The organism is Paenibacillus humicus NBRC 102415, assembly GCF_004000905.1.
GTDB classification, from domain to species: Bacteria; Bacillota; Bacilli; order Paenibacillales; family Paenibacillaceae; genus Paenibacillus_O; species Paenibacillus_O humicus.
Map to the genome: position 1 here is coordinate 1 of NZ_BIMD01000051.1, position 16,178 is coordinate 16,178.

Below are 16,178 nucleotides of genomic sequence, written 5' to 3' on the forward strand. Positions count from 1 at the left end.
TCCGGCAGAGCCCGGCACGCTCTGCCCGCCCTGCACAACGCTTCACCAAGCTTCATGCACGCCGCCCGGCAGAGCCCGGCACACGCTGCCCGACAGCGACCATGGCATGAATCCCCGTTCTATTTCCCGTCCTGAGCGGCCGGCTGATCCGATTTCGCGCCGGCTGCTTCATGCTCCGTCTCCGCAATCATCTTCAGCATGCCCAGCTTGTTGTCCCAATAACGTTCGAAGAAGGCGAGCCAGCGCCGAAGCTCCAGCAGAGGATCGGCATTCATCCGGTACCGGGTCTCGCGCCCGACACGCCGTTCGTGAACGAGTCCCGCATCGGATAAAATATGCAGATGCTTGGATACGGCAGCCCTTGTCATGGAAAAATGAGGAGTGATGCCCTTAAGCGGAAACTCCTCCCCGGTACGAAGCAGCTGCAGCAGCTCCCGGCGAGTCGGATCGGCGATCGCCTGAAACACGTCATGCCGCTGTTCCTTCGCTCCCATATGTCAGGAAGGGAACATGCCGGCGAGCTTCTGAACCATTTTCTCCCAGCCGCCGTTCATATGGCCCCGCACCTGGCTGTGAGGCTGTCCGAATTCCGTCCTTCCTTCCTCCAGCCAGCCGGAGTGGATCAAGGTGAATTCCGTCACATCCGGCTCCAGCTCGCGCAGCTCGAACGTGATGGACCATTGTTCTCCCCAGGCGAAGCTAAGCCGGCGAGGAGGCGACAGCTCGGTTACTTTGCATTTGGAATCTCCGAAAGGGCCCGCATGCAGGATGAACTCCGCTCCATCCTCCGGTTTAAACGTATTGGGCATGAACCAGGAGGCGATGCCCTCGGAAGTAGCGGCTTTCTCCCATACGAGAGCAATGGGGGCGTTGATGATCTGGGTCTGACGGATATCGGGCAGCGAGCGGCCCGGTTGCATGTTGTTGTCGGTCATGAGATACAGCTCCTCTGTGCGTATGAGTATCATTTCCTTATTAGGATACCATATGGTATCCTAAATCGACAATTGGATTTCCCTGTATCTTTCATCCCTTCCCTTCTAGGCGCAGACGCGCAACTAGCCATCGCTCGTTCAAAAACCTGGACGGACATGCCCTCCCGATGCCTGCAAATCGGAAAAGGGCCAACCAAATAAACCGGTTGACCCCATCCCTTGCACTTGTCCCCGAAGATGATGGCTTGCCCATACCTAGCCCTTAAGCTTGCCGTAAGCAGCGGAAGGACGCTTCCGGCTTCAGCGATAAGTCCGCTGCGTGAGCTGATCCAGACTTTTGAACGTGTACCCCTGGCCTCGCGCGGAGTCGATTATGCGTCCGAGAGCTTGAGCATTGTCCCTGGATACCGCGTGAAGCAGCAGGACGGCACCGGGATGAAGCTGGCCCATTACGTTGCTGTAGGCATATTCCGCCCCTTTTTGCGCGGAGGTATCCCAATCCTTGTAGGCGACCGACCAGAACACATTGGTGTAGCCTTCCTCCTTGCTCGCCTCCAGCATGCGGTCGCTGAAGATGCCTCTCGGAGGACGGAGATAGTTCATTTCCCGGAAGCCTGTCAGGTCGGCTACCGCTTTTTTCACATCGGCCAGCTCCCGCTTGACCGCATCGGGATGCAGCGTGCTCATATCGGGATGGCTCCAGGAATGGTTGCCGATCAGATGGCCCTCGGATGCCATCCTCTTGACGAGATCAGGCTCCGTCTTGACATAATGGCCCGTGATGAAAAAGATGGCCGGAACCTTCTTCTCCTTCAATACGTCCAGGATCTGCGCCGTAAGCTTGTCCTTCTCGTATCCGTTGTCGAAGGTCAGATACAGCTCCTTCTCGGCCGTATTGCCGAGAAAAATCGCCTTATGCTTCTCAAGCATCGGCATGAAGCCCTCCTCGGCTATCGAGGGAAGCTGGCCGTTTTTGCTTTTTTTGAAGCCGAAATGGTAGGGCTTGCTCCATCCCGCCGCCGCTTCCTGATTGTGCTCTGCGACGGCGGCATTCCGATTGGACCGCTGCTCAGGGGCAGCGGCTCCCGCTGCCTGAGCGGAAAGAACAAGCATCGCCAGCATGCAGCCGGCCGCTCCCGCCGCTTTGATTCGGGCTTTCATTCATCGTCCGCCTCCTGCCTGATTTAGTTCGCATACCGGGTTGGTATGTGCAGGAAGCGGAAAAATTATGCGTTGGGGAAAGCAAGAGAATGCCTGCGCCGCAAAACGCCATTCAGGAAGGAAAGCACCCGGAAGCATGTATCCTCTTGTGTATAACTTGAATTGTGGATAAGTGAGCAACTTTTTCAATTTCTTCATATTACAGGCTTTCGAACCTGTTCATAGTGTGCACAAATCTGTGTATAACTTCCGTTTCAGCAAGCCTTACTTTGGGTTCGAGGAGCGCTCCAGCGAATTCAAGCTCGTGTAGACGTAGTCGGAGAAAATGCCTCCGTCCTCGGTCTCGTTCGTGCTTACTTTAAAGATGAATCCTTGGCCGCCGTATTCCTTCACGATGAATTGCTTGATGTGCGCATCGCTGCTTCCTTCCAGGAAGAGCGCCGCGTCGCGGAACGGCTCGGGACGCTTCTCCTTGGGAACATCGGCGAGATCGGCGTCTTTGAACTCTTTCCGCGCTTCTTCCTTCAGATCATCCGTGTTGAAACCGGAAGGCAGCGGCGCAATGGAAGCTTGCAGGTTGTTTCCCTGTGCCGGATCTCCAAACGACAGCGTTCCGTTTTCGGGATCGAAATCAAGCGCGCTGAACACATACAATCCGAATCCCTTGCCCTGCATGAGGGCGGCCGGCTTCTCCGTCGGAACACTCTGCACGCTCAGCTTGAAGGTTTTCGCCTTGACCAGCTTGGTGAGGACCAGCTGCTTCACGGAAGCATCTTCTTCTACCGGCTGTTCCTTATAGATGAAGAAAACCTCGCTCCCTTCGTCGATGCCTTCCGTGCCGACGCCTTCCCCGAGCTGATAAGACTGGGGCTGCCCGTCCGATTGGATCTCGACCGTATGCGGATCGGCCGCTCCGTTGTAGAGGCCATATTTCCGGTGCTCGGCCTGCTCCGGCAGCGGAGCGGCAGTTGGCGCGACCGAAGGCTCGGCGCTCGGGGCAGGAGTCGGAGACGCCGAGGCGGAGACGACGGGACTGGCCTCCGGAGCAGGACTGGCTTCGCCGCCAGACGCGCCTTCCGAATTGCCTGCGCCGCAGCCGGCGAGCATCAGCATCAGAACCGCGCTGGACAGCGCGAACGTTTTTGATTTTCTTTTCATTGGGTTTACACCTCCGCTTCTTAAGACGAGCGGGACGATCTCTTGGTTACATTGGAATGGAAAAAGCCGGCTCCGCAGATAGATCCGCGAAGCCGGCTTGGAGTAGAAACCGGATGAAGACTGGCCTTACATCGTGGAAGTCAGCGTGATGGAGCCGTCGCTGCTGTTGAACATGACGTTCCAGTTCAGCGTTTCAGCGATGAAACGAAGCGGAACGAGCGTGCGGCCGTTTTTGTCGATGACGACTTTGGAGGATACCTTTTTGTTCACACCGTTCAGGGAGAAGGTGTCCTTGCCGGCCCAGAAGCCGAGCTTGTCGGAGCCGGCCATGACCCAGATGCCTTTGGTCGCTTTGTCGTAGCTGACCGTGGCGCCGATGCCTTCGCTCAGGAAGCGCAGCGGAATATACGTCATGCCGTTCCACATAACCGGAGTTGTATCCATTTGAGTCGTCGAGCTGTTCACCTTCAGCTGCTTGCTGTTCAGCTTCATCCAGACCGTCGTCATTTCAGGAGCTGGTGTCGGCGTTGGTGTCGGTGTCGGCGTTACGACCGGAGCGTCCATGAATTTGTCCGGATATTGGGTTACGATCGCATTGCCGAGCGCCTGGCCGACGCCGAAGACGAATTTGAAGCCTTCGCGGTCGGTCGCATAAGCGCCGTCGTAGTTGCCGGCAGCGTATTGGTCGAAGGCGGCTTGGATTTGGCCTTCATGCTTCATCAGAGCTTCCGTAGCGGCTGCAGCCGGCAGATTGCCGTTCGTAGCCGTGCCGAGGAAAGCGCCGAAGTCTTTCGTGAAGCTTTCGATGCGGGACTTGACCGCGGCTTCGGCATTGGCGTCGTTCATCTTGACCGCATTAACATAGTCGCTTTGAGCATTGATATGATTCGTTACCCACAGCTTCTCGAAGCCGTCAGCGCCGGCAGCGCCGTACAGGGAACTGATCGCCGCTTTCCAGTCGGCCGTATTCATCGCTTCCGTGCTGATGAGGGCATCGGAATCCTTGGAGCCGTCCAGCTGCTTCTGCATTTGCAGAACCGACAGGGCTACGTGCTCCGAGACGAGAGCATTCAGGCTGGAGCGCAGATCAGCGGCTTTTGTATCCGGCGTCGTATTGTTGAATTTATCCGGCATCTGCTTCGCAATCGCCGTGGAGAGCGCCTTGCTGATGACAAACATCGTTTTGTAGCCTTCGCGGTACTTGCTGTAAGCATCCTTGTAATCGCCTGCTACATACTCGTCGAATACCATCTGGACTTGATCCTCGTGGAGGCGAAGGGCTTGAGCGGCCGCTTCTTTGGGAAGGTTGCCGGCCGTTGCCGTCGCGAGGAAGGAAGAGAATTCATCGACAAAGCTCTGCACTTTGGCTTGAGCCGCTTTTTTGGCGTCCGCGTTGTTCATCTTGACGGCTTTGGCGAATTCGTCGGTCGCCTGGTTGTGGGCGCGGAAGATGCGTTCGAACTCATCCGCTCCGGCTTTGCCGTACAGCGATTCGATCGCCGGCCCCATGTCGATTGCATTCTGATCCAGCGCTTTATAAGCGGCTGCGGCATCCTTGGAGCCTTCGTAAGCTTTTGTCATGGCGACGACTGCAAGAGCAAAGTGCTCGGAGAGCAGCTGGTCCAATCCGGCGCGAAGATCGGCTGCAGGAGTATTGACCGTCGGTTTCATCGATGCGGCATGGACTGGGGCTGCTGCAGCCATTCCGGCTGGGATGAGCAGGGTCAGGCTGAGTACGGGTGCGACCAGTTTTTTGATTTTCATGATATTCACTCCTCGATTTTTGGTAGAGTCTGGAATGTTGTCCGTCATACTCTTCAACCTCTTTTCATGGAGTGAAACGCGCCTGATTTTGAAAAGGATCACTGTTTGGAGAAAATATTTTTTATATTATTTTTGATGATTTTACCTGTTTTAACTAGCTGTAATCACGGTTAATTCTATGATTCTATTTATTTTAAGTCTCATTTTCATAATGTTTCCTGTTTTTCAAAATGAAGAACATCCCTTTCCAAAACCATTCTGCGATATTGGTACTAACCGCCTTGGGCACAACTTCGCCAGGATGTTTCCGGGCTGCAAAAAAGAAAAAGGACTGAGCACCAGCCGCTCGAACGGCTGGGTTCAGTCCTTTTCATCTTGTCAGTGGGCTCCGCCGCCAAGACCGATGCGGTCGACGAGGCTGCGGCTCTGCTCGTTGAGCCCTTCAAGCGCGACGCTTTTGCCGGCGGCGGCGTATTTGTCCGCGAGCTTGGCGATCGCGTTGACGGCGGAATGATCCCATACATGGGACTGACCGAAGTCGATCACGACCTCGTCGGGATCATCCGCATAATCGAACTGGTGGCTGAACGCCGTCGTTGTGGCGAAGAACAGCTGGCCGGTGACCAAATAGCGCTTGCGGCGACCTTCCATCGTTCCTTCGACCTTCATCCCGGAGATGCGGCGGGCGAAGATCAAGGCGCTGATGACGACACCGGCCATGACTCCATAAGACAGGTTGTGCGTCATCACAACGATGATGACCGTCACGGCCATGACGATGCTGTCGCCGATCGGAATCCGCTTCAGCTCCGTCAGGGAACGCCAGTTGAACGTTCCAAAGGACACCATGAACATGACGCCGACAAGCGCGGCCATCGGAATTTCCTTGACGACGCTGCTTAGTACCATGATCAGAATAAGCAGGAAGATGCCCGCTGTGAACGTGGACAGGCGGGTCCGTCCGCCCGATTTGACGTTGATGACCGATTGTCCGATCATCGCGCAGCCTGCCATGCCTCCGAAGAAGCCGGTCACGATATTGGCGATGCCCTGGCCCTTGACCTCCCGGTTCTTGCTGCTCGTCGTGTCGGTCATGTCGTCGACGATATTCGAAGTCAGGAGCGACTCCAGCAAGCCGACCAGAGCGAGCGAGACCGAGTAGGGCAGGATGATCATCAGATTGTCCACATTCGGAACGAAATTCGGCAGGTGGAAGCTCGGCAGCGCGCTCGTGATGTTGCCGATGTCGCCGACGGTGAGGACGTCCAGCTTGAAGCCCATCGTAATCGCCGAGACGACGATGATCGCCGCGAGCGCGGACGGGAACGCCTTGGTCAGACGCGGCAGGCCGTAAATGATGGCGAGCGTCAGGGCGAGCAGCGCGTACATGAGCCAGCCCTGCCCCCGGAAGTGGACAAGCTGCGCGGTGAAGATCAGAATCGCGAGCGCGTTGACGAAGCCGTTCATGACCGGGTGCGGCACGAAGCGGATCAAGTGGCCCAGCCGCATATAGCCGATCGCCGTCTGGATGATGCCGCAGAGGACGGTAGCCGCGAACAGATACTCCAGTCCATGGTCGCGGACCAGGTTGACCATGAGCAGCGCCATCGCGCCGGTCGCGGCCGAGATCATCGCGGGTCTCCCGCCGAAGAAGGAGATGACGACGGCGATGATGAAGGAGGTGTACAATCCGACCATCGGATGCACGCCGGCAATGATCGAGAAGGCGATCGCCTCCGGAATCAAGGCGAGGGCGACCGTGATGCCGGACAGAATGTTGGATTTGGGATCGGTGAGCCATTGGTTTTTCCAGCTTGCTGCTTTCAATTCTTTCCCAGACCTCCTGCAGGATGATTTTGGCGACTTTCCAGTCTCAGAAAAGCCGGGGTCCGATGCACTTCGTCCGTAAGCATTATACGGAAAATTCGGATCGAATTGAAGGGGTTTCGGGGTCTCGTTTATGGGCGGGAGGGCTTGAAAAACCTGACAGAGCCAGTGAGCAAAGGCGGAAGCGGCACGCGAAGAGGCTGTGGGAACGGCAGCATCCATTGCAGAAAATCAAGGAACTGCGCGGCCTCGACCAAGTCGAGGAAAGTTCGAGGGAACGGTATGGGCTCGCAACGACGGCGGTCCGGATCGAATCGCGGGCGAGCTGGAGAAATCGGAGCGGCCGGGGCGTTCCCGGGTCCTCGCTATGTTTCGGAGTAAAAACGGCAGGAGGCTTTTCGCCGAAGGCGGAAACCCCTGCCCAGGAACGGGATTTACGGCTTTTGGAGCTCGAAGGGATCACGATTTCTTGAGCTCAAAGCTTTCTTGATGCCCCCCATCCTTGTCGGTCCACTCCATTACGACCATTATCGTATCCTTTTCGGGAGTGCAGTCATCGCACACGATGCCGGAGGACAAGGTCGGACCGGGCAGGCCGTCCGATCCACGATCGTAGAAATGACCGGGTCCATCGGTCGCGATCGAGAAGGCTTCAACCTCTTTGGGGGCATCCCCTTTGTAGCGGAAAGAATACGTCCCCAACTGCGACTTCTTGCTCTTGACCAGATCCGCTTGGTAGCTTCCTTCCCAACTGCCGCCGCTCCCTTGGTACCGGATGGTCTGAGACTCTCCGCAGCCTGACAGCAGCACAGCAGCGGCGGCAAGAAGAAGACCGGCTTTTGCTCGGCCTGTTTTCATCGCCATCACTCTCCCTCTATTTCCCATTCTATCAAAAGGCTGGAGCAAATCCGAATCTATCGCTTCAAACGAAAAGCAGAGGATGGAAAATCCCACCCTCTGCTATCCCTGACCGAAGAAAACATCGATCTGTATCCGCCGGCTTAGATTGAATATCCCGTCGCCCGCAGCCGCTCGGAGCCTTCCTCCCCGCCCAAAATGCGGTCCAAAATCAGCTTCTCGTAATGCGCGAAGGCGCTGTCCCGCTCCCGAGGCCGCGCGAGGCGGATCTCGACATCGAGGGAGATCACGCCATCCTCGACGAGAATGACCCGGTCGGCAAGTGCGACCGCCTCGCTCACGTCATGCGTGACGAGCACGGCGGTGAAGCCCTGCTCCTCCCACAGCCGCTCGATGAGGCGCTGCATCTCAATTCGCGTCAGAGCATCGAGCGCGCCGAGCGGCTCGTCGAGCAGCAGCAGTCCCGGCTGCCCCGCGAGCGCTCGCGCCAAAGCGACGCGCTGACGCTGGCCGCCGGACAGGACGCCCGGCCATTCGTCGGCGCGGCCGCGCAGGCCGACCAGGGCGAGAGCATCCACCGCATCCTCGCGGCTGCCGCGCCTCATGCCGATGCGGACATTGTCGGCCGCCCGCTTCCACGGCAGCAGCCGCGCGTCCTGGAACAGCATGCGCGTCGACTCGCCGATGCCTGAGATGGCGCTGCCGTCCAGCGACAGGCTGCCGGAAGAAGGCTCATCCAGGCCCGCGATCAGCCGCAGGAGCGTGCTTTTGCCGCAGCCGCTCCGTCCGACGACGGCGACGAACTGTCCGGCAGGAATTTCGAGCTCGATTCCCTTCAGCACTTCCTTGCCTCCAAATTTCTTCGAGGCTCCCGAGATGACAAGCCGCTTGCCCCGGGACAGCAGCCGCCGGCTCTCATCATATTCGTCTCTGCTCCCGTATTTTTTGGAGGCAGTCTGGACGTCATTTTCTCTACGGGGATCCCGCCTGTTCCCTTGCCATCCTCCAGACTCAGGTCCTCCCTGTTGCTTGGCTTCCTCAGCTCCGGCAGCCTCTCCGCCGATCCTCGCTCTGCCCGCCTGCTTCCGTTCTCCTATGCGCACGCTCATGCCGCCTTCCCCTCCCCGGATTCCGGCGTCGAATAATTCGGGTTCCATGCGAGCAGTCTCTGCTCCAGCAGCCTGGCCGCCGTATCCGACAGCTTGCCCAGGACCGCGTACAGAAGAATCGCCAGCACGACGATATCCAGCCTCATGAACTCCCTCGCGTTCATCGCCATATAGCCGATGCCGCTGTTCGCGGAGATCGTCTCCGACACGATCAGCGTCAGCCACATGAGGCCGAGCGCATAACGCACGCCGACGAGAACCGAGGCCATGGCGCCGGGCAGAATGACCTCCCGATAAAGGGAGAAACCCCTCAGCTTATACACGCGCGCCATCTCCAGCAGGCCGGGATCGATCGAGCGGATGCCATGGAGCGTGTTCAGATAGATGGGGAAAAAGACGCCGAGCACAACGAGAAAGATTTTAGCCGTCTCCCCGATTCCGAACCACAGGATGACGAGCGGAATCAGGGCCAGATGCGGCACGTTGCGGACCATCTGCACCGAGCTGTCGAGCAGCCGGAACGCGCTCCGCGACAGGCCGCTCAGCAGCCCGAGTCCGAAGCCGATGCCGCCCCCGATCAGAAATCCGAGCAGCGCCCGCCGAGAGCTGCTCCAGATGTACTGGAACAGCTCGCCGGAGTACGCCAAGGCGATGCCTGCCTCCGCCACACGGAGCGGAGTCGGAAGCGTGCGCGACGAGATCGCGCCGTACTGGCCCAGCAGCTGCCAGAGCGCCAGCACCAGCACAGGAACGAGCCACGGGGTCAGCCGGCTTTCCGTCCATTTGCGGCCTCTCTTATCGATGGGAATTCCCCTCTTTCCTCAGGATTTGGCAGCGACAGCGTCCGGAAGAAGATCGTTGGCGACGATTTCTCCCGAAGCCTTGATCGCGGCCTTGAGCGGCTCGCTCTGCGGCTCGACCGGCAGCAGAGGGAACAGCAGCTCCGCCGTCCGGTACGCCTCTTCCAGATGCGGATAACCCGACAGGATGAACGTCTCGATGCCTAAAGCCTCATACTCACGGATTCTCTCTGCGACTGTGGCCGCGTCTCCCACAAGAGCCGTGCCTGCGCCGCCGCGAACCAGACCGACGCCTGCCCATAGATTGGGAGAAATCTCCAAGGAGTCCCGCTGGCCGTTGTGCAGCCTGGCCATCCGCTGCTGGCCGACGGAATCGTAGCGGGCGAACACCTTCTGCGCCTCGGCGATCGTATGGTCGTCGACATGGCGGATCAGCTCCTCCGCCGCCTGCCACGCCTGCTCGTTCGTCTCGCGGACGATGACATGCAGCCGGATGCCGAACTTGACCTTGCGCCCCTTGGCCGCGGCCAGCTCCCTGACCTCGCCGAGCTTGGCCGCGACGTCGGCCGGCGGCTCGCCCCAAGTCAGATAGACGTCCACATGCTCGGCGGCTATATCCTTGGCTTCATCCGAGGAGCCTCCGAAGTAGAGAGGCGGATAAGGAGACTGCAGCGGCGGGTAAAGCAGCTGTCCGCCTTCCGCGCGAAGGTATTTGCCCTTATGGCTGACCTTCTCGCCGGAGGCGTACTTCCGCCATAGGTGCAGGAATTCGTCCGTCAGCTCATAACGTTCCTTATGGTTGAGGAAAAGGCCGTCGCCCGCGAGCTCCTCCGGATCGCCGCCAGTGACGATGTTGATCAGCAGCCTGCCGCCGGAGAGGCGGTCGAACGTCGACGCCATGCGGGCAGCCGTCGCCGGCGCCATCATGCCCGGACGGATGGCTACGAGGTATTTGAGCCGGCTCGTCGCCGGGATCAGCGACGAGGCGGCTACCCAGGCATCCTCGCAGGAGCGGCCCGTCGGGAGCAGCACGCCGTTGTAGCCCAGCCGGTCGGCAGCACCGGCGATCTGCTTCATATAATCGTAGTCGACGGCGCGGGCCCCGTCGCTCGTGCCGAGATATCGGCCGTCGCCGTGCAGCGGTATGAACCAGAAAATTTGCATGATGGGTATCCTCCTTGGGCTGGGGAAAAGTTGACTAGCTGTCGAACCGGCTTAGAGGCTCGCCTCCTCGGCCGTGATGCAGACAGCGGCTGCGGGATTGTCAGCTCGGCGTCACGGGCCGGGCTTGCGTCCTTGTTCTGCCCCGCTCGCGTTATTTTCCTGGAGCCGCGTCCCTCACCTTGACCGCTTCCGGAATCAGCTTCAGCTTCAGGAACGCGTCCGCGATGCGCTGCTGCTCGGCGTAGGTGTCCTCGTCCATGTCCTCGATGCCGAAGGAGCGGCGGGAGATCGCCTGTTCCAGCGAGGGCACGTCGATGCCGAGCTCCGGAGACAGCAGCTTCGCAACCTCGCTTTGATTGGCTTCCGCCCATGTGTCGGCTTCCTTGAGCTGATCAAGAACGATACGGACGGCTTGCTTGTTGTTCTGCTCGAAGCTCCTTGAAGCAAGCATGAATTCATGGTTCTGCACCAGGCCCTCTCCCGTCGTCAGCACCTTGGCCTTGGTCGCCAGCTGGGCCGCCGAAAAGAACGGCTCCCAGATGACCCAGGCGTCGACGCTGCCGCTCTCGAATGCGGCTCTGGCATCGGCCGGAGGCAGGAAGACGGTCGTGATGTCCTTATAGTCCACGCCCGCTTTTTCCAGCGCCTTGACGAGCAGGTAATGCACGTTGGACCCTTTGTTCAGGGCCACCTTCTTCCCTTTGAGATCGGCCACCGTCTTGATATCGGAATGCTCCGGCACCAGAATGCTCTCGGACTTCGGACTCGCCGGCGAATGGGCCAAGTAAACGAGCGGCGTTCCGGCCGCCTGGGCGAATATCGGAGGCGCCTCCCCGGTGTGGCCGAAGTCGATGCTGCCGACGTTCATCGCCTCCAGCAGCTGGGGGCCGCCGGGGAACTGCGTCCATTCCACCCTGTAGCCGATCGCCTCCAGCTTGCCCTCCAGGCTTCCTCTGCCCTTGAGGATGTTGGCGGTGCCGTACTTCTGATAGCCGATATGAATGACCTTATCCTTCGCCTTGCCGGAGCCCGATCCGCCCCCGGCCTGGGATGTCCCATCATTGCCGTTGCCGCAGGCCGCAGCCAGCAGAAGCACAGCGGACAATCCGATCAGCCATCCTGCCCGTTTCCACCCGATTCCAGTACGCATGCCCGCTTTCCGAATAGCCGCAGTTGGCTTCACGTTTTCCCTCTCCCTTTCGGCCAGTTTCGGCCTCTTTCTAAATTCCTCGGTCTTGCTTAATCCCCATTAAATCGGTGTGATTAATAGAAAATTAGCATCGCGCCGCATCCCTGTCAATAAATGGAGGAGAAGAGAGGAGGAATGAGGAGAAATGAGGAAGAAGGGCAACGTTTGGGAACTAACCATTGCGCTTTCCGCAACGGTCCGGTATTTTTATAAATATATAATTCCTACCCGATAAGTTGTATTTATAAATGGGAACTGTCCCTATGACTCGTTGACGGAGGAGAAGCGATGCCGAACGAACCGTTCAATCTGATGAGCCTCCAGGAGGCGATGGACCTGCTCGGCGTCAGCCGGGCGACCATCGACCGCTGGCGCAAAGACAAGCGGCTGCCGTATCTGAAAATCGGAAAAGAGGTATGGATCGACCGTATCCAGCTGGAGTTATGGGTTCGAGGAGGCATGCGGAATCCGGTCCCTGCAGAGAAAGAGAAAGTTGCGGCCGGCTCGGCGGTGTTCCCGCTTCCTTCCAAGGAAGCTTCGTCATTCCAAACGGAGATCGAGACGGAAATCACCGTCGGCTATCAGAGCGGTGCTGCCCTGCTCTGGAGCGCCTTGATCGTCAAAAACCGGGGCTGGTTCGAGCAGGAGCTGCGGCAGGCGGAGCCAAGCCGCCGGTACCGGGTCAGCTGGAAGCATGCGGACAGCGGCATGGAGCTGGTTGAGGAGCTGATCGCGGGCCGGGTGCAGATCGCCTCCGTCGGCGATTATCCCATCGCCGCGAGCATGGAGCTCGGGCGCCTGCTGCCGCGCTTCCAGCCGGCTATGCTCGCCTTCGACGGCAAATGCGCGGGCGGAACGGGCATTTCCCTGGTGGCCCGCAAAGAAGAAGGAATCCGCTACGGGGATCAGCTCACCTCCTCCTCCGCCATCTCCACCGTCATCCGCTCAAGCGCATCGAGACGGCTGCAAGCCGTCCTGGACCGGGGCCGCAAGGAGGCCGTGCAGGTGATCTCCAGCCGCAGGATGGCCGACTGCCTGGCCGCGCTGCTGGAAGGACGCGTCGGAGCCGCGATGCTGTGGGAGCCCTATCTGACCTGGGCGCAGACGCTCGGAGCCGGCATGACGGTCGCAGCCGATGATTGCGGAGGGGATTACCTGACCGGAATCATGGCGGATGAAGCGTGGGCACGCACTCATGAATCGGTGACGGTATCGTATCTGAAGGCTCATATCCGGGCTCATGAGCTGATCCGCCGGGACCCGCTGGCTGCCGCATCCATCATTCGAGACGCCAGCGGCATCCCTTTGGAAGTCATCCTCCCGGTTCTCGCCTCCATTCGCTGGGACGCCAGTGTCTACAGCCGCGACCTGCTGACTCTGTCCCGGCTGGGGGAGGACGACTCCGGACTCAAGCTCCGCAGCTCTTCCCTGTCAGCCGGCCCAGCCTTTCAAGCCTCTTATTTGCAGGAGGCCGCCGCTGCGCTCAAGCTGCCGTCCCTGCCGGATATGGCGATTCCCCATGATTGGACCGATGACCGCCTCTATTGATTGCCACATGCTGCTATGCGATCGGATTTCCGCGCAGGCTGACCTATGATCTCCGCACGACGTGCTGCAGTCTTCAGAGTTCGCTGAATTCGTTAAAGGAAATACGAACCCAGAAAAAAGAGGTCGAACCGGTAAGTTCTGGTGACCTCGAATCCGATCGCTTTGGTGATGAATTCATGAGAGATATAACAGGGAATCTTGCTAGCCCGACAGATATTCAACGCAAGTAAAGATCTATTCTTTAAGGCTAAGTGACAACAAGTGGTTTAGATTGTCATCAATAAATTGATTATCGGCACTGTTGATTCCACGACCGGCAAAATGGCCCCAGATCGATTCGATTGGTTTCAAGACAGCATTAGGTATGCGCTTAGCTTCGTATTCATTATCGTCCGCTGTGCAGAAGAGATCCGTGCTTCCCGGCATGATACAGGCAAGAGCCTTTATGCTTTGAAGGGCTTTATCAAAGTCTCCGTTATGGGAAGGGTTTGCACTGATATCTGCATGTTGGCCTGTCCATAACATGGCCAGAACATTATGAGGATCCATATTCATAAAGCTATTTTCCCAGACACCAGCTACAAAATCCTCCAATGTGTCAAATCCCATCTCACGGTAAAGCTCTTCTCTATAAAACGCATGTGATAGTCCCCATCCCGCATACACCCGACCAACGGCACGCATGTCTGTAGAACTTAGCTGGTTTAATTTACTTGAGTCGAAGCCGACTGCAGACAGCAGTGAGGCTTTTACACCTTCCAGCACTACATATGTGTGAGGCCAAGATTTGGCGATGCCTCCGAAAGGTGCGATTCGTTCGACCATCTCCGGGTAACTTGCCCCCCATTGAAATGCCTGAATGCCGCCCATCGACCACCCGACGACGAGAGCAATCTTTTGAATGCCGAATTTCTCGGTCAGCAGTTGGTGTTGGAATCGAACGTTATCATAGATGGTTACCTGTGGAAAGTTAGCCCGATCAAATGGAGGAGGCGTGTTGCTGGGAGAGGAAGATAGCCCATTGCCCAGCAAATTGGGAACGATAATAAAATAGTTCTCTGGATCGAGTGCCATCCCGCTGCCAATGAGCCATTCATTCTGAACATGCTGATCCCCAAAAGCCGTTGGATAGACAATAACATTATCCTTCTGTTCATTTAATTTTCCGTATGTTTGATAAGCAAGAAAAGCATTTGGTAACGTCACTCCTGATTGTAAGAGTGCATCACCCAAATTAAACATTTCATAGTCCATCGTATAGCCGCTCCCTTCAAAATGAAAAACCACATCTTCCCTGTGATCTCTTGTGCTCAGTATAGAGCTGTGATACTTTCAATCAAAGTGAATAGCATTCAATATAACATTCAATAAAATTGAAAGATGAAGGGGGAGCATCGGATGGAATTGCGGCAACTGAAAACCTTTTGTACGGTTGCAACAACATTGAATTTCACGCGGGCAGCAGAAGTGCTGAGCTACGTTCCTTCCAACGTCACGATGCAAATCAAAGCATTGGAAGATGAGCTGGGTGTTCGCCTCTTTGATCGGTTGGGCAAGCAGCTCGTACTCACAACTGCGGGTAAACGCTTTTTAACACACGCCCGAGGCGTTCTTGAAAAAATGGACGAAGCTCGCAGCGCTGTCCATCATAACGAAAAACTAAGCGGTACCTTAACGATAAGTGCGAATGAGGTGATTTGCGCCTACCGTCTTCCACCTGTCTTCCAACGGTTTCGTTCGCAGCATCCGGGAGTTCGTCTAATCTTCCGCTCCGTTCCGAATCAAGAGCTCAAGCAATCGCTCTTTGAGGGAACCACGGATATTGTTTATATGTTGGATGAGCCCATTCGCTCGAGTGGACTTTCCGTGGAGCCTTTGCTGGAAGAACATTTCCGATTGTTGGCTGCTCCAGATCACCCACTCGCCAAACGAACTGTGCTTCAGTTGGAAGATTTTCACGGAGAAGTATTCCTGACGAATGAAAAGGGTTGTCCTTATCGAACTATGTTTGATCGATCCTTTGAGAAAGAGGGCATTGATAGCATTACCTATTTGGAGTTTCAAAGTGCCGAAGCCATTAAACAATGCGCCATTTCAGGAATCGGTATTGCCTTTCTTCCTGAGATCGTCGCAGAATCCGAAGTTGAACGCGGAGAACTTGTTGTCCTGCCATGGCAGATTCCGGACTTGCAGGTATTTACACAGATGTTGTGGCATAAAGACAAGTGGCTTTCACCAATCATGTTATCTTTCATGGAAGCAGCCAGAGCGGTTTTTGGTTCGCCGAATGAGAACCTAGTTTTTCCGACCAAGGGCAAGAACTTAACTTCATAGCTGAAAAGGTTAAGAACATGGACCAATGTCTATTAGAATCTTACTCTGTTTCGTTCAGCTAACGGAAACGTTAGTTCAAAGGCCGTTCAAACGAATAGCTTAAAAGCCTCCTGCAAGAACAAACTAGACATATATGCCCTCGTTCTTGCAAGAGGTTTTATTATGATTTTGAGTAAACTATGGCAAGCTTATGAATCTGAAAAGCGGATCCAAGGCTTCAGCCCGAATACGCTGAAGGCATACGCCTTGACAATCGTAACCCCGCTTTTGTTAAAGGCTCTCAGAAAAGGGTACGCCCGTAAAAGAGGGAACAAGATAACGGGGGTCAAAG

14 protein-coding genes are annotated in these 16,178 nt (G+C 56.9%); 2 read left to right on the forward strand and 12 right to left on the reverse strand.

Annotated features, from left to right (window positions below; all coding sequences use genetic code 11):
• Positions 1–119 precede the first annotated feature (119 nt).
• The 11 genes from PHU01S_RS21730 to PHU01S_RS21780 all read right to left on the reverse strand — a co-directional run bounded on the left by PHU01S_RS21730 (position 120) and on the right by PHU01S_RS21780 (position 11,926).
• Complete coding sequence (locus PHU01S_RS21730) at positions 120–494, reverse strand: ArsR/SmtB family transcription factor (RefSeq protein ID WP_021880532.1); 375 nt, start codon at positions 492–494, stop codon at positions 120–122.
• A 3-nt stretch (positions 495–497) separates the two neighbouring features.
• Positions 498–935: an SRPBCC family protein gene (locus PHU01S_RS21735; protein WP_246029299.1), complete on the reverse strand. Its 438-nt coding sequence runs from the start codon at positions 933–935 to the stop codon at positions 498–500.
• Positions 936–1,235: 300 nt separating this feature from the next.
• The gene (gene pdaA, locus PHU01S_RS21740; RefSeq protein ID WP_246029300.1) at positions 1,236–2,096 is read right to left on the reverse strand and encodes a delta-lactam-biosynthetic de-N-acetylase; all 861 of its coding nucleotides are present in this window, start codon (positions 2,094–2,096) and stop codon (positions 1,236–1,238) included.
• 264 nt (positions 2,097–2,360) lie between these two features.
• A complete protein-coding gene (locus PHU01S_RS21745; RefSeq protein ID WP_127509926.1) occupies positions 2,361–3,254 on the reverse strand; it encodes a DUF8580 domain-containing lipoprotein in 894 nt (297 codons plus the stop codon).
• A gap of 126 nt (positions 3,255–3,380) precedes the next feature.
• A complete protein-coding gene (locus tag PHU01S_RS21750; protein ID WP_127509928.1) occupies positions 3,381–5,018 on the reverse strand; it encodes a copper amine oxidase N-terminal domain-containing protein in 1,638 nt (545 codons plus the stop codon).
• A 378-nt stretch (positions 5,019–5,396) separates the two neighbouring features.
• Positions 5,397–6,845 carry a SulP family inorganic anion transporter gene (locus PHU01S_RS21755; protein WP_246029301.1) on the reverse strand — a complete coding sequence of 483 codons (1,449 nt, stop codon included), beginning with the start codon at positions 6,843–6,845 and terminating at the stop codon, positions 5,397–5,399.
• A gap of 459 nt (positions 6,846–7,304) precedes the next feature.
• Positions 7,305–7,703, reverse strand: a complete 399-nt coding sequence (locus tag PHU01S_RS21760; RefSeq protein ID WP_127509932.1) for a hypothetical protein — start codon at positions 7,701–7,703, stop codon at positions 7,305–7,307.
• A 143-nt stretch (positions 7,704–7,846) separates the two neighbouring features.
• On the reverse strand, positions 7,847–8,608 hold the full coding sequence (locus PHU01S_RS21765) for an ATP-binding cassette domain-containing protein (RefSeq protein ID WP_373864555.1): 762 nt from the start codon (positions 8,606–8,608) through the stop codon (positions 7,847–7,849).
• Between the two features lie 200 nt (positions 8,609–8,808).
• Positions 8,809–9,615, reverse strand: a complete 807-nt coding sequence (gene ssuC, locus PHU01S_RS21770) for an aliphatic sulfonate ABC transporter permease SsuC (protein WP_048748181.1) — start codon at positions 9,613–9,615, stop codon at positions 8,809–8,811.
• An 18-nt stretch (positions 9,616–9,633) separates the two neighbouring features.
• The gene (ssuD, locus tag PHU01S_RS21775; RefSeq protein WP_048748182.1) at positions 9,634–10,776 is read right to left on the reverse strand and encodes an FMNH2-dependent alkanesulfonate monooxygenase; all 1,143 of its coding nucleotides are present in this window, start codon (positions 10,774–10,776) and stop codon (positions 9,634–9,636) included.
• 151 nt (positions 10,777–10,927) lie between these two features.
• Positions 10,928–11,926 carry a sulfonate ABC transporter substrate-binding protein gene (locus PHU01S_RS21780; RefSeq protein ID WP_049868987.1) on the reverse strand — a complete coding sequence of 333 codons (999 nt, stop codon included), beginning with the start codon at positions 11,924–11,926 and terminating at the stop codon, positions 10,928–10,930.
• A 327-nt stretch (positions 11,927–12,253) separates the two neighbouring features.
• On the opposite strand from PHU01S_RS21780, the gene PHU01S_RS21785 reads away from it, so the two are divergent.
• On the forward strand, positions 12,254–13,513 hold the full coding sequence (locus tag PHU01S_RS21785; RefSeq protein ID WP_127509934.1) for a helix-turn-helix domain-containing protein: 1,260 nt from the start codon (positions 12,254–12,256) through the stop codon (positions 13,511–13,513).
• A 234-nt stretch (positions 13,514–13,747) separates the two neighbouring features.
• Here the strand turns inward: PHU01S_RS21785 and PHU01S_RS21790 are convergent, their stop codons facing one another.
• Positions 13,748–14,767: an alpha/beta fold hydrolase gene (locus tag PHU01S_RS21790; RefSeq protein WP_127509936.1), complete on the reverse strand. Its 1,020-nt coding sequence runs from the start codon at positions 14,765–14,767 to the stop codon at positions 13,748–13,750.
• Between the two features lie 144 nt (positions 14,768–14,911).
• Here PHU01S_RS21790 and PHU01S_RS21795 point away from each other — a divergent pair, with 144 nt between their 5' ends.
• Positions 14,912–15,847: a LysR family transcriptional regulator gene (locus PHU01S_RS21795; RefSeq protein WP_127509938.1), complete on the forward strand. Its 936-nt coding sequence runs from the start codon at positions 14,912–14,914 to the stop codon at positions 15,845–15,847.
• The last annotated feature ends 331 nt before the right edge of the window (positions 15,848–16,178 follow it).

Coding starts and splice junctions, on each gene's coding strand:
- PHU01S_RS21730 (WP_021880532.1), bottom strand. CDS start 494: ATGGGAGCGAAGGAACAGCGGCATGACGTGTTTCAGGCGATCGCCGAT.
- PHU01S_RS21735 (WP_246029299.1), bottom strand. CDS start 935: ATGACCGACAACAACATGCAACCGGGCCGCTCGCTGCCCGATATCCGT.
- pdaA (WP_246029300.1), bottom strand. CDS start 2,096: ATGAAAGCCCGAATCAAAGCGGCGGGAGCGGCCGGCTGCATGCTGGCG.
- PHU01S_RS21745 (WP_127509926.1), bottom strand. CDS start 3,254: ATGAAAAGAAAATCAAAAACGTTCGCGCTGTCCAGCGCGGTTCTGATG.
- PHU01S_RS21750 (WP_127509928.1), bottom strand. CDS start 5,018: ATGAAAATCAAAAAACTGGTCGCACCCGTACTCAGCCTGACCCTGCTC.
- PHU01S_RS21760 (WP_127509932.1), bottom strand. CDS start 7,703: ATGAAAACAGGCCGAGCAAAAGCCGGTCTTCTTCTTGCCGCCGCTGCT.
- ssuD (WP_048748182.1), bottom strand. CDS start 10,776: ATGCAAATTTTCTGGTTCATACCGCTGCACGGCGACGGCCGATATCTC.
- PHU01S_RS21780 (WP_049868987.1), bottom strand. CDS start 11,926: ATGCGTACTGGAATCGGGTGGAAACGGGCAGGATGGCTGATCGGATTG.
- PHU01S_RS21785 (WP_127509934.1), top strand. CDS start 12,254: ATGCCGAACGAACCGTTCAATCTGATGAGCCTCCAGGAGGCGATGGAC.
- PHU01S_RS21790 (WP_127509936.1), bottom strand. CDS start 14,767: ATGGACTATGAAATGTTTAATTTGGGTGATGCACTCTTACAATCAGGA.
- PHU01S_RS21795 (WP_127509938.1), top strand. CDS start 14,912: ATGGAATTGCGGCAACTGAAAACCTTTTGTACGGTTGCAACAACATTG.